General features: G+C 67.0%; 13 protein-coding genes and 1 tRNA gene. 10 read left to right on the top strand and 4 right to left on the bottom strand.

Going from position 1 to position 14,012, the window contains the following annotated elements:
- The first annotated feature begins 138 nt into the window (after positions 1-138).
- Positions 139-1,776 carry a winged helix-turn-helix domain-containing protein gene (locus KVS69_RS16700; RefSeq protein ID WP_254622241.1) on the top strand — a complete coding sequence of 546 codons (1,638 nt, stop codon included), beginning with the start codon at positions 139-141 and terminating at the stop codon, positions 1,774-1,776.
- Here KVS69_RS16700 and KVS69_RS16695 read toward each other — a convergent pair.
- The 4 genes from KVS69_RS16695 to KVS69_RS16680 form a co-directional block, all read right to left on the bottom strand.
- Positions 1,745-2,821 carry a serine hydrolase gene (locus tag KVS69_RS16695; protein WP_217539024.1) on the bottom strand — a complete coding sequence of 359 codons (1,077 nt, stop codon included), beginning with the start codon at positions 2,819-2,821 and terminating at the stop codon, positions 1,745-1,747. The two genes, KVS69_RS16700 and KVS69_RS16695, sit on opposite strands and share 32 nt — an antisense overlap.
- A gap of 133 nt (positions 2,822-2,954) precedes the next feature.
- The gene (locus tag KVS69_RS16690; protein WP_217539022.1) at positions 2,955-4,523 is read right to left on the bottom strand and encodes a PepSY-associated TM helix domain-containing protein; all 1,569 of its coding nucleotides are present in this window, start codon (positions 4,521-4,523) and stop codon (positions 2,955-2,957) included.
- A 10-nt stretch (positions 4,524-4,533) separates the two neighbouring features.
- Complete coding sequence (locus tag KVS69_RS16685; protein WP_068853362.1) at positions 4,534-4,797, bottom strand: hypothetical protein; 264 nt, start codon at positions 4,795-4,797, stop codon at positions 4,534-4,536.
- Positions 4,797-5,096 (bottom strand): hypothetical protein, encoded by a 300-nt coding sequence (locus KVS69_RS16680; RefSeq protein WP_068853359.1) that lies wholly within the window; start codon positions 5,094-5,096, stop codon positions 4,797-4,799. Before KVS69_RS16680 ends, KVS69_RS16685 begins: the two co-directional genes overlap by 1 nt.
- Positions 5,097-5,517: 421 nt before the next feature.
- Here KVS69_RS16680 and thrS point away from each other — a divergent pair, with 421 nt between their 5' ends.
- The 9 genes from thrS to KVS69_RS16635 all read left to right on the top strand — a co-directional run bounded on the left by thrS (position 5,518) and on the right by KVS69_RS16635 (position 13,574).
- Positions 5,518-7,422: a threonine--tRNA ligase gene (thrS, locus tag KVS69_RS16675; RefSeq protein ID WP_095362858.1), complete on the top strand. Its 1,905-nt coding sequence runs from the start codon at positions 5,518-5,520 to the stop codon at positions 7,420-7,422.
- Between the two features lie 47 nt (positions 7,423-7,469).
- A complete protein-coding gene (infC, locus tag KVS69_RS16670) occupies positions 7,470-8,009 on the top strand; it encodes a translation initiation factor IF-3 (RefSeq protein ID WP_026070650.1) in 540 nt (179 codons plus the stop codon).
- Between the two features lie 565 nt (positions 8,010-8,574).
- Positions 8,575-8,772: a 50S ribosomal protein L35 gene (gene rpmI / locus KVS69_RS16665; protein WP_017355265.1), complete on the top strand. Its 198-nt coding sequence runs from the start codon at positions 8,575-8,577 to the stop codon at positions 8,770-8,772.
- 10 nt (positions 8,773-8,782) lie between these two features.
- A complete protein-coding gene (rplT, locus tag KVS69_RS16660; RefSeq protein WP_003484828.1) occupies positions 8,783-9,142 on the top strand; it encodes a 50S ribosomal protein L20 in 360 nt (119 codons plus the stop codon).
- A 192-nt stretch (positions 9,143-9,334) separates the two neighbouring features.
- Positions 9,335-10,330 (top strand): phenylalanine--tRNA ligase subunit alpha, encoded by a 996-nt coding sequence (locus KVS69_RS16655; RefSeq protein WP_217539020.1) that lies wholly within the window; start codon positions 9,335-9,337, stop codon positions 10,328-10,330.
- Positions 10,331-10,388: 58 nt separating this feature from the next.
- Complete coding sequence (gene pheT, locus KVS69_RS16650) at positions 10,389-12,767, top strand: phenylalanine--tRNA ligase subunit beta (RefSeq protein WP_217539019.1); 2,379 nt, start codon at positions 10,389-10,391, stop codon at positions 12,765-12,767.
- Between the two features lie 26 nt (positions 12,768-12,793).
- Positions 12,794-13,093, top strand: a complete 300-nt coding sequence (locus KVS69_RS16645) for an integration host factor subunit alpha (RefSeq protein WP_005410432.1) — start codon at positions 12,794-12,796, stop codon at positions 13,091-13,093.
- Positions 13,074-13,430 carry a MerR family transcriptional regulator gene (locus KVS69_RS16640; RefSeq protein ID WP_068853353.1) on the top strand — a complete coding sequence of 119 codons (357 nt, stop codon included), beginning with the start codon at positions 13,074-13,076 and terminating at the stop codon, positions 13,428-13,430. The genes KVS69_RS16645 and KVS69_RS16640 overlap by 20 nt, the downstream gene beginning before the upstream one ends.
- A gap of 67 nt (positions 13,431-13,497) precedes the next feature.
- Positions 13,498-13,574: transfer RNA gene (locus KVS69_RS16635), tRNA-Pro, on the top strand.
- Positions 13,575-14,012: the final 438 nt, after the last annotated feature.

Raw genomic sequence — 14,012 nt, 5'->3', positions numbered from 1 at the left:
CTCGCTGTTGGTGGCTATAGGTTGCCACCATGGCGCCCAGACGCCTCGGCGAGGGGCGAGTCCATCCAATTACCGGTGGATTACTCCCGGATTGCCGGGAGTTAACGCCGCGGCCGAGCCTGCACTATGCTTGCCGGCATGACGAGCGTTCAGCTGCTGGACCTGCACATCGACCGCGCCTCGCAGCTGGTGCGGCGCGGTGATGCGGTGCTGCCGGTCAGCGGCCTCAGCTGGCGCCTGCTGGACTGCCTGCTGGAGCACGGCACCGATGTGGTCGACTTCGACACGCTGGCACGGGAGGTCTGGGCGCCGGCGGTGGTGGGTGAAGATGCGATCAGCCAGCGGGTGAAGCTGCTGCGGCAGGCATTGGGCGATGACAGCCGCCGGCCGCGCTACGTGCGCTCGGTACGTGGCCGGGGCTACCAGTTATGCGCGCCGCCCCAGGCGTGCGCACCGATGGCGCCACCAGCGCCGGTAGAGCCATTCGCGGCAACTGCCGCAACTGCCGTAACTGCGGCGGCGCCGGAGGGGCCGCAACGGAGGCTGCACGCGCGGTGGGCGTGGCTGGCGGCGGGCGTGGCTGCTGCCGGCGGCATCATCGCCGTCATCGTCCAGCGGCCGGACAACGCGGCGCACTCACCCGCAGACCCGGTGCTGCAACGCGCCGCGTATTACGCCGGCATCGGCCAGGCCAGCAACAACGAGCGTGCGATCACCTTGTACCGCCAGGCGCTGCAGATCGACCCCGATTCCAGCGCCGCACGGCGCGGCCTGGCGCGAGCATTGGCCGCCGATGCCTGCCTGTTCAACGGCAGGCCGGGGAACGCGCAGGAGGCATTGCAGCTGGCCGGGCAGGTGTTGCAGGCGGCCCCTGACGACGCAGCCTCGCATGCGCTGCGCGGGTACGCCCATGATTGCCTTGGCGCGATGCCGCAGGCGATTGCCGATTACGAGCAGGCGCTGCTGCGCGATCCCGACGATGAGCGCACCCGCGCCTCGCTGGCCTACCTGCAGCAGGAGCAGGGCCACCTGGCGCAGGCGCTGAAGGCCAACCTCGCGCTGCGCGCGCCCGAGAGGATCCGCTTCCGCGACGTGCAGGTCGCCCGCGAACTGGAACTGCTTGGTTTCACCGACGCCGCCGCGCGCCGTCATGCGCGGAACTTCCAGCTGTACCCGGACAATGTCTTCAGCAACATTGCGTGGCCGCGTGCGCTGATGAACATGGGCGAGCAGGACAAGGCGCGGCAGGCGCTGGACCAGGCGCTCGCGCGCGGCACCCCGCATCCACAGCTGCTGCGCCTGCACGGCGAACTGCTGTTGATGGGTGGCGACCGGCAAGGTGCGGCAGAGGCCTTCGAGCAGGCACGCCTGCTGCGCCCGCTGCAGTCGCTTGGAAAGACCCTGGCCGGCCTGCAGCAGGGGAGTGGCGCGCCGTCCCCGGAATGGATTGCCGCGCGCCTGCGCGAGGTGACCGCGCAGGCTGACGACGGCTGGTCGGACGCAGCCGTGGAACGGGCCCTGCTGCACCAGGCGCAGGGTGATGCAGGTGCGACCATCGCCGACCTGCACCGCGCGGTGGATGCCGGCTTCCGCGACGCCGCGTGGCTGCGCGTCACCCCGCTGTTCGCCCCGCTGCGGCAGGCGCCCGGATGGGAGCGGCTGCTGGCCCGGATCGAAGCGGACGTGGCCGCGCAGCGGGCGCAGGTACTGGCAGCGTCCTGGCGCCCCGATGACCTGAAGGGCCTCAGCGCAACGCCGGCAGCAGGAACCCGGTAAGCACGCGGCGCGACTGGGGATGGGCATAGCTGCGGTTGTAGGCCTTGCTGGTCACCACCGCGACCAGCTTCTTCTCCGGCATCACGAACACATAGTTGCCGCCGTTGCCCGACATCGCCCATACCGTGGTTTCCTTCCCGTCCACCGGCAGCTTCAGGCCCCACCACTGGTAGCCGTAGTCGCTGCCGTCGTCGGTCTGCGCCTGCGGGCGGATCATTGCCGCGATGTAGTCGGCAGGCACCAGCTGTTTGCCCTGCCAGCGTCCCCCGGCCAGCACCAGCTCGCCCAGCCGGGCCAGATCACGGGTGCGGTAGCGGGTGCCGCCGCCGCCCATGCCGATGCCTTCGGGGGAACGGTTCCAGTGACTGCGGGTAATGCCCAGCGGCCGTTCGAGCGCCTGCGCGGCGTAGTCGGCCAGCGGCAGTTTCGTGGCCCGTTCCAGCACCGCGCCCAGCACGAACGAATCGGCGGTGCAGTAGGCGTGCGCGCGGCCGTGCGGGCTGTCCTCGGGCCGGCTCATCCAGGGCGCGAAGCCCTTGACCGGCAGCGCCAGCGCGAAGTCCAGCCAGCGCTCGGTCACGTACATGCGCTCTTCGTTGCCGGCGGAAAATTGATTCTGGTCATCGCATTCCCACAGGCTGCTCATGGTGAGCAGGTCTTCCAGCGTGGTGCCGCGCAGGCGGGGGTCGACCGGGTGCTGCGCGGTGAACTCCGGGAAGTAGTCGTAGACACGCGCCTGCACGCCCGGCAGGTGCCCGTCGCCGATGGCCGCCCCCACCAGCAGCGAGCTCACGCTTTTGCTGGCCGAGCGTACGTCGTTGAGCGTTTCGGCATCGGCACCGTTGAAATAGTGTTCGTAGGCCACCGTGCCATCGACCAGCAACAACACGCTGGTGACCTGTTTGATCTCGTCGCTGGCAACGGCCGCCTCCAGCGCGGCGAGCGGGGCAGGGTCGAGGCGCGGCGAGGCGGCCTGAGCCGCGATGGGCAGGCAAGCGGTGATGGACAGGACCAGTGCGGCGAAACGACGGGCGGGGTGGGGCATGGTGGCGCTCCTCGGAAGTGAGGTGCCACTACGCCAGCACCGCGTCTGAAATGCTGGAAGAACGCCTGAAGAATTCTGAAAGCGGCACCCGGCCTGCATCTGGCGATGCAAAGCGGGCCACGCGCTTTGTCCGTTACGCCCGCGTGTGCGCCCACACGCTGTTGGGGTCGCCGTTTACGGCCCGGCGCTGCGTTGCGCGCGCCATGGCGGCAAAGCCCAGCGCCATCGCCAGCGCCACGCCGTCCACCCAGAACAGCGGCCAGTAGCCGCGCGCGGCGCTGGTCCACAGCCACAACCCGCTCATCGCACCGTGCACCACCGGGATCAGCGCGGTCACCGCCGCCGCAGCCCACAGCAGCTCCACCGCCGCCTTGGACGGCGCGCGCAGCGCCGCCCACAGGGCGCAGCCGCCCCAGACCAGGAAGCAGGTCCAGCGCATGCCCGCATCCGCATGGGCCGGGGCCAGGTGCTCCAGCAGCTGCACGCTCACGAACGCCGCCGACACCGCCACGCACAGCCCGATGCACACGCCGATCGTGGCCCGCGCCATGTTCACCTGCGCGCGTCCCTGGGTGGCCTGGCGGCGCTTGCGGCGCGACTCGATCCACAGCAGGTTGCCCGAATAGAACAGGAACGCCCCGCCCAGGCCGAGCACGAAGTACAGCCACGGCACCAGCCCGTTGCCGAATTCGCCGAAGTGCAGCGCATACGCCGCCGCCAACGTGGCGTGGTTGGCATCGCGATGCCCCGGCAGCTGGGTGTGCAGCACATCGCCGGTATTGGCATCCATCGCCACCGCGCCCAGCGGGCCCAGCGACACGCCGCCATCGCCGGTGATCTCGATCACGGCGTTGCGGTCACCGGCATTGGCCAGCTTCAGGTAGGCCGGTTCGAACACCGCCTGGCCCTTGTCATTGGCCACCGCGATCGCCCGCGCATGCAGCATCGCCAGGCTGCCGGCACGCACCGGCTCGTTGGCGGGCGCGCGGATCGGCGCGGTATCGGTTGCCCCCGGCAGCGCCGCCAGCAGCTTGCCGTCGTAGATCAGCGGGTTCAGCGCGGCCATCTGCAGGAACATCAGGCACAGCAGCGCACCGGTGACCGCGAACAGCAGGTGGAAGGGCAGGCTGAGCACGCCGATCACGTTGTGCGCGTCCTGCCACATCTGCTTGAAGTTGCGGCCCGGACGCAGCGCGAAGAGGTCGCCCACCAGCTTGGGCAGGTGGATCACCAGCCCGGACAGCAGCGCCAACCCGTACAGCAGGCTGACCACGCCCATCAGGTAGATGCCGGCCACCGGCAGGCCCAGCGTGTAGTGCAGTTCGTTGACCAGCTCGGCCAGGCCGGCCTGTGGTGGGGTGGGGCTGCCATCCACGTGGTCGGCCCAGGCAAACAGCCAGGTGCCCTTGGCATCCTGCCAGTACGCGATGGACTGTGGCGTTTCCGCGCCGGGGAAGGTCATGCCCACGTGCTTTCGCGCGTCGGGGTGTTTGGCCAGCACGCCATCGAGCAGCCGCTGTGCATCGTCCAGGGTCTGCGCTGGCTGGTCCATGCCCTGCGGCGACTGCCACAGCGGCAGGTCGTGGTGGAACACCGTGATGGCGCCGGCATAGAACGCCACGAACAGCGCAAAGCCGGCCACCAGGCCAACCCAGGTGTGCACGGTGGTGAAGGTACGCAGGGTGAGCGAACTGAATTTCATCGAATAGGCCTCACTGCACCCAGTGGAAGTGGCGCAGCAGCCACAGCAGGCCGAAGCCGAACGCGGCGCTGGCACTCAGCCACCCCCACGCGCGCGGCCCGGTGCGGAATGCGAAGGCCCACAGCGCGGCCAGCATCCACAATGGAATGAAGGCGATCATGCCGGGCACGATCACCGACTGCCACGGACCTGGCGGCAGCCAGGTGATCAACCCGGTGACGGCCGCAGCCACGAAGAAGCCCGCCAGCAGGCCGGCCAGTGCACGTGCCCACATCAGCGCCGCGCCTCCGCATCCGGCCGCGTCCAGGCAGCGACATAGGGCAACACCATCGCCGTGAGCATCCAGCCGCCGAGGGTCACGCAGAAGCCGGTGGCAAAGCCCAGCTGGCCCATCCACAGCCACAGCGAGGTGGCTGCCGCCACCAGCCCGAGCTGGCGGCCCAGCCGCCCCGCGCGGCGCAGGCGCGGCCAGCGGCAGTGCGGGGAGGCAGCATAGAAGGCGAGCGCCGAAAAGGCCGAGGCGGCGCCGGCCAGCGCGCAATACAGCAGGGCCAGGGCATCGGCGCTCAGCATGGGCGCGCCGCGCGGGGCAGGGGCGTGCGGGCCGAAGGGGCGGCGCAGGGCATGGAAATCCTTGGAAACGAAGACGGGCCGGGCGGTGCGGCAACCTGCGCATGGTAATCATTGCTGTTTTCAATCGCCACAGCGGCCTGTTCAGTAGCGCAGGCCCCGGGCGGGCCGACGGCAGCATTGGGCTTCCCCGGCCGTTTGGTTTAAGATCGAGGCATCCACCTCGAGGCAACAAGGTGACCCGCGCCCAGCGCCGGTCCAGCGTGCGACATGAGCACTACCACCGCCCAGCGCTGAACGTCATGACGGCCCCTTGCCCAGGCGCCTTCATGGCGCTTTTCTTTTATCCGGCCGCGCGCCCCGGACACCCTCGACCCCGTTTCCCTGGCCTGCGCCGCAGGCCCACCAGCACAAAGCCCCAGCCATGATTGCGATCACGCTTCCCGACGGCAGCCGCCGTGAGTTCGAAAACCCCGTCAGTGTCATGGACGTCGCCCAGTCGATCGGCGCCGGCCTGGCCAAGGCCACCATCGCCGGTTCGGTGGACGGCAGGCTGGTCGATGCCAGTGACGTCATCGACCACGACGCGAGCCTGCGCATCATCACCGCCAAGGACGAGGAAGGCGTGGAGATCATCCGCCACTCGGCCGCGCACCTGGTTGGCCATGCGGTCAAGCAGCTGTACCCGGACGCCAAGATGGTGATCGGCCCGGTGATCGCCGAAGGCTTCTATTACGACATCCACTCCGAGCGCCCGTTCACCCCGGACGACATGGCCGCCATCGAAAAGCGCATGGGCGAGCTGATCGCGCAGGACTATGACGTGGTCAAGAAGATGACCCCGCGCGCGGAAGTGATCGAAATCTTCAAGGCCCGTGGCGAGGACTACAAGCTGCGCCTGATCGAAGACATGTCGCCGGACATCCAGGCCATGGGCATGTACTACCACCAGGAATACGTGGACATGTGCCGCGGCCCGCACGTGCCCAATACGCGCTTCCTGAAGGCCTTCAAGCTGACCCGCATTTCCGGCGCCTACTGGCGTGGCGATGCGCAGAACGAGCAGCTGCAGCGCATCTACGGCACCGCTTGGGCCGACAAGAAGCAGCTTGAGGCCTACATCAAGCGCATCGAAGAAGCCGAAATGCGCGACCACCGCCGCATCGGCAAGCAGCAGGACCTGTTCCACCTGCAGGAAGAGGCCCCGGGCCTGGTGTTCTGGCACCCCAAGGGCTGGGCCCTGTGGCAGGTGGTGGAACAGTACATGCGCAAGGTCTACCAGAAGAGCGGCTACGGCGAAGTGCGCTGCCCGCAGATCCTGGACGTGAGCCTGTGGAAGAAGTCCGGCCATTGGGACAACTACCAGGACAACATGTTCTTCACCGAATCGGAGAAGCGCACCTACGCCGTCAAGCCGATGAACTGCCCGGGCCACGTGCAGGTGTTCAACCAGGGCCTGCACAGCTACCGCGACCTGCCGATCCGCTACGGTGAGTTCGGCTCGTGCCACCGCAACGAGCCCTCCGGCGCGCTGCACGGCATCCTGCGCGTGCGTGGTTTCACCCAGGACGACGGCCACGTGTTCTGCACCGAATCGCAGATCGAAGCGGAAGTGACCGCGTTCCACCAGCAGGCGCTGGCGGTGTACCAGCACTTCGGCTTCGAGGAGATCCAGATCAAGATCGCCCTGCGCCCGGAATCGCGCCTGGGCGACGATGCCACCTGGGACAAGGCCGAAGCCGCGCTGCGTTCGGCGCTGTCCAGCTGTGGCGTGGAATGGCAGGAGCTGCCGGGTGAGGGCGCCTTCTACGGCCCGAAGATCGAATACCACCTCAAGGACGCCATCGGCCGCACCTGGCAGCTGGGCACCATGCAGGTCGACTTCATGATGCCCGGCCGCCTCGGCGCCGAGTACGTGGACGAAAACAGCCAGAAGAAGCACCCGGTCATGCTGCACCGGGCCATCGTGGGCTCCATGGAGCGCTTCATCGGCATCCTGATCGAACACCACGCCGGCCAGTTCCCGGCCTGGCTGGCCCCGACCCAGGCGGTGGTGGCCAATATCACCGACGCCCAGGCTGAATACGTGCAGGAAGTAACGAAAACCCTTGCAGATCAAGGCTTCCGGGTAACGTCGGATTTGCGCAATGAGAAGATCGGTTATAAGATTCGCGAGCATACGCTGCAGCGGGTCCCGTACCTGCTGGTGGTGGGCGACCGTGAGAAGGAAAATGGCGCCGTAGCCGTGCGTACGCGCTCGGGCGAGGATCTGGGCAGCATGTCCGTCCAGGCGTTCGTCGAGCGGTTGCAGGCAGAACAGTCTGTGTAAGAAAGTCCCGGCCCTGCGGATGATCCGCGAGGGCCGGTTTGATTCCTCTGGGAGATTGCAATATCAGTACCCCTGACAACAAACAGAACCGCAAGAATCAGGAAATCCGGGTGCCGCGCGTACGCGTGATCGGCAGTGACGGTGAAATGATTGGCGTGTTGACGCGTGACGAAGCGCTGTCGATGGCCGAAGACGAAGGTCTGGACCTGGTCGAGATTCAGCCGCAGGCTGATCCGCCGGTGTGCAAGATCATGGACTTCGGCAAGTTCAAGTTCGAAGCGCAGAAGAAGGCCAACGAGGCCAAGAAGAAGACCAAGCAGGTCGAGATCAAGGAAGTGAAGTTCCGCCCGGTCACCGATGAAGGCGACTACCAGATCAAGCTGCGCAAGATGCGCGGTTTCCTGGAAGAGGGTGACAAGATCAAGGTGAACATCCGCTTCCGTGGTCGTGAAATGAGCCATCAGGAACTGGGTCGCGAAATGGCCAACCGGATCGAAGCCGATCTGGGCGAGGACATCGTGATCGAGTCCCGCCCGCGCCTGGAAGGCCGGCAGATGGTCATGATGATCGCGCCGAAGAAGAAGTAACCGCGCTCTGGCGCGACGCGCGCCACGTCGAACGTTGCCGCGCGGAACCCCCGGTTTGTCGGCTCCTGGGCGGGCGACGGCGGGGTGGCGACGGCGGTACGACGGGGTACTACGGGGTACGACGGGGTACGACGGGGTAGAGCCGACTGTTAGTCGGCTGCTTTCCCGCCATGCCGCCAAGGGCAGCCGACTAACAGTCGGCTCTACCCAGCCGGCGAGACCGAGCCGGCGACACCCAGTCGGCGACACCCAGTCGGCGACAGTCAGCCGGCGACACCCAGTCGCTGTGACGGCAATGCCGTCCGTTTCGTTCAGGTTCCGGGCCCAAAACCCGGTAAACCCCACCTGATCAACAGCTTGCACCCGTTCCCCAACCCATGCATAATGGGCGACCCCGTTTTTTCGCGGGGCTGCTGTTTTGAACGGTTTCACGCTTTTCAACGGCAACAGGACCGGCCTGGTTCCCAACGGGGATCCCGGGCTTACAAGCAGGCAAGGGCACGGACGGAAAGTGTGGCAATGCCACCGCCCTGGTCAGTGACAAAACATCATCAAGGACATTGCAATGCCCAAGATCAAGACCAACCGGGCGGCGGCCAAGCGTTTCCGCAAGACCGCCTCCGGTAAGTTCAAGGCTGGCCACGCCAACCGTAGCCACATCCTCACGAAGAAGTCGACCAAGCGGAAGCGCAATCTGCGTCAGACGAACCATGTTCGTGCAGAAGACGCAGGCCGTTTGAACCGTATGCTTCCCTACCTCTGAGGACTGACCCATGGCACGAGTAAAGCGTGGCGTACAGGCGCGTCGCCGCCACAAGAAAATTCTGACCCTGGCCAAGGGCTACTACAACGCCCGCCGCAAGGTGTTCCGCGTTGCCAAGCAGGCCGTCATCAAGGCCCAGCAGTACGCCTACATCGGTCGTAAGCAGAAGAAGCGTAATTTCCGTTCGCTGTGGATCACCCGCATCAACGCGGCTGCCCGCATCAATGGTCTGAGCTACAGCCGTTTCATGAACGGCCTGCTCAAGGCAGGTATCACCCTGGACCGTAAGGTCCTGGCCGATATCGCCGTGCACGACGCAGCTGGTTTTGCAGCACTGGCCGAAAAGGCCAAGGGCGCGCTGGCGGCATAAGTCCTCTCCCCGCCGTTGCCGTGCAAACGCAACGGCTGCGGGTAAGGCAATGCATGGGGAAGGGCGCAAGTCCTTCCCCATTCTTTTTTGTGGCGGCGGCAGCCCAACCGGGTGCCGTCCCGACAGCGGTGGCGACGGGGGTCGGCCCGGCGCGCATCGCGAAGGCATACCGACGCGAGGTCCAGGCTATCCATGAGTGACATCCAATCCCTGACCACCCAGGCGCTGGCCGACGTGGCCGCCGCCCAGAGCCCCGATGCGCTGGAAGCCCTGCGCGTGGCGCTGCTGGGCAAGAGCGGCAGCATCACCGCACAGCTCAAGCAGCTGGGTGCACTGCCGGCCGACGAGCGCAAGGCCGCCGGCGAAGCCATCAACCAGGCCCGTGACGCGCTGACCCGCGCGCTGGGCGAACGCAAGGCCGTGCTGGAGAACGCCGCGCTCGACGCGCGCCTGGCCGCCGAAGCGATCGACATCACCCTGCCGGGGCGCCGCGCTGAACGCGGTGGCCTGCATCCGGTGACCCGTACCCTGGAGCGCATCACCGAAATCTTCGGCCGCCTCGGCTACGAGCTTTCCGAAGGCCCGGAAATCGAAGACGACTGGCACAACTTCGAAGCCCTGAACTTCCCGCCGCACCACCCGGCGCGTGCCATGCACGACACCTTCTACTTCGGCGATGGCCGCCTGCTGCGCACGCACACCTCCGGTGTGCAGGTGCGCTACATGGGCGACCACGCACCGCCGCTGCGCATGATCGCGGCCGGCAAGGTGTACCGCAGCGACAGCGACCAGACCCATTCGCCGATGTTCCACCAGGTGGAAGGCTTGCTGGTGGACGAGCACTCGACCTTCGCCGACCTCAAGGGCACCCTGTCCGAGTTCGTGCGTGCGTTCTTCGAACGCGATTTCGAGATGCGTTTCCGCCCCAGCTACTTCCCGTTCGTGGAACCCGGCGCGGAAGTCGATATCGCCTGGCAGCAGCCCGATGGCAGCACCCGCTGGCTGGAAGTGCTCGGCTGCGGCATGGTCCATCCCAACGTGCTGCGCAACGTAGGCATCGACCCGCAGCGCTACACCGGCTTCGCCTTCGGCCTGGGCGTGGAGCGCTTTGCCATGCTGCGTTACGGCGTGAACGACCTGCGCGCGTTCTTCGAGAACGACGTGCGGTTCCTCAAGCAATTCGCGTAACGCCGAACGACATTCATCACGGCCCAGGCGCATGCGCCGGGCCCACCAGGGTGACACCATGAAATTCTCTGAAAACTGGCTGCGCAGCCACGTTCCCACCACCGCCTCGCGCGACGAGCTGAGCGCGGTGCTGACCGCCATCGGTCTGGAAGTTGAAGAGGTCACCGACCTCGGCGCCAGCCTGGACCACGTGGTCGTGGCGCGCATCGTCACCGCCGAGCGCCACCCCGAAGCCGATCGCCTGCAGATCTGCCAGGTCGATGCCGGGCAGGGCGAGCAGCTGCAGATCGTGTGCGGCGCGCCCAACGCGCGCCCGGGCCTGGTCGCGCCGCTGGCGATGATCGGCGCGAAGATCGGCGACTTCAACATCAAGGCGGCCAAGCTGCGCGGCGTGGATTCCAACGGCATGCTGTGCTCGGCCAAGGAACTGGGCCTGGATGGCGACGCCTCGGGCCTGTTCGAGCTGCCCGATGACGCCCCGGTGGGCCAATCGCTGGTGGAGTACCTGGGGCTGCCCGACGCCAGCATCGAGATCAAGCTCACCCCCAACCGCGCCGACTGCTTCAGCGTGCGCGGCATCGCCTTCGACGTGGCCGCCGCGTGCGCCAGTGAAGTGGTGCCGTTCAATCCCGCGCCGATCGCCGCCGTGGGCAACCGCGAACTGACCATCGCCCTCGACGCCGGCGCCGAAGCGCAGCGTTACCTGGGCCGTGTGATCGAAGGCGTGAACCCGCGCGCCGCCACCCCGCTGTGGATGGCAGAGCGCCTGCGCCGCAGCGGCGTGCGCCCGGTGTCGCTGCTGGTCGACATCACCCAGTACGTGATGCTGGAACTGGGTCAGCCGATGCACGCTTACGACCTGGGCACCCTGCAGGGCAGCATCGCCGTGCGCCGTTCGCGCGCCGGCGAAACCCTCAAGCTGCTGGATGGCCGCGACGCCGCGCTGGATGACGGCTTCCTGGTCATCACCGACGCCGACCGCCCGGTGGGCCTGGCCGGCATCATGGGCGGCCATGACACCCGCGTCACCGACGACACCACCGCCGTGTTCCTGGAGGCCGCGCACTTCGCGCCGGCCGCCATCATGGGCCGTGGCCGCAAGCTGGGCCTGCACACCGACGCCGGCCACCGCTTCGAGCGTGGCGTGGACCCGGCGCTGCCGCGCACCGCCATTGAATACGCCACCCGCCTGGTGCTGGACCTGGCCGGCGGCACCCCGGCCCCGGTGACCGAAGCCGTGCGCGAAAGCGACCTGCCGGCCACGGCGACCATCGGCCTGCGCCGTGCGCGCATCGCCCGCGTGCTGGGCATCCAGATTGCCGATGCCGACGTCGAGCGCATCCTGCGCGCGCTGGGCATGGACGTGGCCGCCGACGCCGATGGCTGGCAGGTCACCGCACCCAGCCGCCGCTTCGACATCGCCATCGAAGAAGACCTCATTGAAGAGCTGGCCCGCATCCACGGCTACGAGCGCATTCCCACCACCCTGCCGGGCGGTGCCGCGCGGATCGCCATGCCCAGCGAAACCCGCCTGGACGACCTGAGCACGCGCCGCCAGCTGGTGGCTCGCGACCTGCAGGAAACCATCAACTACGCCTTCGTCGACGCCGGCCTGCTGGCCCAGTGGCAGCTGCAGGACAACGTGGTGGCCCTGGCCAACCCGCTGTCGGCCGAGCTGGCGGTGATGCGCCCGGCGCTGCTGCCGGGCCTGGTGGCCACCCTGGGCCGCAATGCAGCGCGCCAGCAGGGCACCGTGCGCCTGTTCGAACTGGGCCGCGTGTTCCACCCGCAGGCCGGGCAGGGCGCCGCCCCGCTGGAAACCCAGCGCGTGGCCCTGGCCGTGTGTGGCGATGCCACCCCGCAGCAGTGGGGCCTGGCCACCCGCAAGGTCGATTTCCATGACCTCAAGGGCGACCTGGAATCGCTGGCCGCCGCTTCCGGCGCCGCACTCAGCTTCGTGCCCTCCACCCGCCCGTACGGCCACCCGGCGCGTTCGGCCGAGGTGCTGCGCGATGGCGCCAGCATCGGCTGGATCGGCCAGATCCACCCGCGCCTGGCCAAGGCCATGGACATCGACGTGGACGTTTTCGGCCTGGAGCTGGACCTGGCCCCGCTGGCCGCCCGCAGCCTGCCGCGCGCCACCGAGCTGTCCCGTTTCCCTTCCGTGCGCCGCGACCTGGCCTTCCTGGTGCCGGAAGCGGCCGCCTGGACGGACCTGGAAGCCACCCTGCGCCGGGCCGTGGGCCCGCTGCTGCGGCAGGTGACCCTGTTCGACCGCTACGTCGGCCAGGGGGTCGAGCCGGGCTTCAAGAGTCTCGCTATGGGCTTGATTTTGCAGGACAAGTCGCGCACTCTGACGGACCGCGACGTGGATGCGGTGGTCACCGAGGCGGTGGCCGCAATGGAGCGTGAACACCACGCCCGGATCCGCGGTTGAGCGGGCAGCATGGGGGGTAGCAGGCAATGGCATTGACCAAGGCTGAGATGGCCGAAAAGCTGTTCGACGAAGTGGGTCTGAACAAGCGCGAAGCCAAGGAATTTGTCGACGCGTTCTTCGATGTACTGCGTGAAGCGTTGGAACAGGGACGTCAGGTGAAGCTTTCCGGCTTCGGCAACTTCGACCTGCGGCGCAAGAACCAGCGCCCGGGCCGCAACCCGAAGACCGGCGAGGAAATTCCGATTTCCGCCCGTACGGTGGTCACCTTCCGTCCGGGCCAGAAGCTCAAGGAAAGGGTAGAGGCATATGCTGGATCCGGGCAGTAACCGCGAACTTCCGCCGATACCGGCCAAGCGCTACTTCACCATTGGTGAAGTCAGCGAGCTGTGCGATGTAAAGCCGCACGTGCTGCGCTACTGGGAAACCGAATTTCCCAGCCTGGAACCGGCCAAGCGCCGTGGCAACCGCCGCTACTACCAGCGCCACGACGTGCTGATGGTGCGCCAGATCCGCGGCCTGCTCTACGAACAGGGCTACACCATCGGCGGTGCCCGCCTGCGCCTGGAAGGTGCCGGCGCGCGCGACGAATCGGCGCTGAGCAACCAGATCATCAAGCAGACGCGGATGGAGCTGGAAGAAGTGCTCCAGCTGCTGCGTCGCTGAACCATTTTTCGATCAAACCGGTTATACTCGTCGGCCCGCTGAGAGGCGGGGACAACACCAGCAACATCGGGGCGTAGCGCAGCCTGGTAGCGCATCTGCCTGGGGGGCAGAGGGTCGTCGGTTCAAATCCGGCCGTCCCGACCATTGTTGGTGACACGATCAAGGGTTCGCACTTCTGGTGCGGGCCCTTTTTTGTTTGTGCGGTGTTGCATTCGCGGCCCGAGGAGGGCGAACGCGTCATCGAGATCCGGCGCAGTGCCGTCGACGCGACACATGCTTTCCTGGATCCGGAGGATCGCCTCGCCATCGACGAGATGGTTTGCTGCTTCCTGCCGCAGGCGCAGTTCGCAGCCCGAAAAGGGCTGCCCTCGCAGCCTGTTGTGCGGAAAGCGACCACTGCTGTGCCGCTGGTCCAAGAGGAGAGTGGTCGTTTGCCTTGCGTCTGATTATCGCGTAACCAATTGATATATAACGCAATATTTGGTTATGCCCGAGCGCTGCATCATGGGGTGTCCCACTCGGCTTGACACTAACTCAGATCTTCGTTGATACAATCAACCCGCAGTAAACTTTCTCGTAAAT

Source organism: Stenotrophomonas sp. GbtcB23 (genome assembly GCF_019091045.1).
GTDB lineage: Bacteria > Pseudomonadota > Gammaproteobacteria > Xanthomonadales > Xanthomonadaceae > Stenotrophomonas > Stenotrophomonas rhizophila_A.
Note: the sequence above shows the minus strand (reverse complement) of the source record. Positions and strands in the feature narration are given on the sequence as shown.